Origin of the sequence: Burkholderia sp. BDU5 (assembly GCF_001522845.1) — a bacterium.
In the GTDB taxonomy this organism is placed as follows: domain Bacteria; phylum Pseudomonadota; class Gammaproteobacteria; order Burkholderiales; family Burkholderiaceae; genus Burkholderia; species Burkholderia mayonis.
In genome coordinates this window covers 1-1,256 of record NZ_LOWC01000105.1, presented here as the reverse complement: position 1 = coordinate 1,256, position 1,256 = coordinate 1, and the positions used below count along the sequence as shown (strand labels likewise).

The window sequence follows — 1,256 nt, the reverse complement described above, 5'->3', positions numbered from 1 at the left end:
TATTCCTCGTCGCGGTACCCGTAAGCGCGACGCTTGATGACCTTGATGGTGTTGTTGATGCCTTCGACGACGCTGGTATTGAGCGGATGGCGGCAGCGGGCCAGGATGCCGTGCCAGTAACCCTGCAAGCGCTGGGCAAACAGTTGCAGCGCGGCAATCCCGCTTTGCCGGGCTTGCTCGATCCATTGCCCCCAAGCCTTTTGCGCCCAGGCTGGCTTCCGGTAGAACCAAAGCCGTTTGAGTTCGTCGCGTAGCACGTAGACACATAACAACGACTGATTGGCGGCCAGCAGTTCCTTCAGGTGCACGGCCTGCTCCGGCTTCAGGTTGTGACGGTTGCGCAGCAACAGCCAGCGGCTGGACTTCAGGACCTTCCGGGCCGGCTTGTCATGCCGTAGTTGATTGGCTTGATCCACTCGCACCCGGTCGATCACCTCGCGACCGTACTTGGCCACGACGTGGTACAGGTCAAAGACGATCTCCGCCTGCGGGCACTGTTCCTTGATCTCCCGCTCATAGGCCGTGGTCATGTCGATCGCGACCGCTTCGATGCGCTTGGCAACGCCGTCGGGAAGCTGCTCGAAGAAGGCGCGAGCCGTTTCGCGTGAGCGTCCGAGCCCGACCCAGAGCACCTGCCGGCCGATCGGATCGACCACCACCGTGGCGTAGCGATGGCCCTTATGCAGCGCGAACTCGTCCATTGCCAGATAGCGGATCGTCGACCAGTCCGGCTCGGCCACACGCGCTCGCAAGCGCATCTTGTCGATCGATTTGACCGTGTGCCATCCCAGATCGTAGAAGGCTGCGACTGCCTGCACGCTGGCCGCTTGCAGCAGCTTCTCGCAGGCCTTGGCGAACCGCTCCGTCACCCGCTGGTAGCGGCCCAGCCACGCCAGCTTCTCCAGTCGCGGGCCGCCGCAGTGTTCGCACCAGACCCGACGGCGGGGGACATGCAGCACGACTCGGTACTCGAACAGCGGCAGATCGCGCACTCGCCGAACCGTCGTCTCGTGGATTTGCTGGCAGCGCGCTCCGCACTGTTCGCAGTGCATGACCTTGCTGACCGGCTTCAGATACAGCGACAGCGTACCGCCGCCTCCTTCCGGCCATTCCACCCGCTCCAACCGATAGCCGGTCCAGCCGCCCAGTGCCTGAAGTGCCTTGCGATCGTGCAATTCTTCCTCCTGACCTCTATAGAATCAGGCGTCAGGTTACGCAATCTCCATCAAACCCTCCACGGTTTACTGCGATGAACC

Annotated in this window: 1 protein-coding gene; it reads right to left on the bottom strand. The window is 62.5% G+C overall.

Annotation, left to right across the window (positions count from 1 at the left end):
• A partial coding sequence (locus WS69_RS15960) for an ISL3 family transposase (RefSeq protein WP_059471703.1) occupies positions 1–1,175 on the bottom strand: 1,175 nt, incomplete at its 3' end.
• Positions 1,176–1,256: the final 81 nt, after the last annotated feature.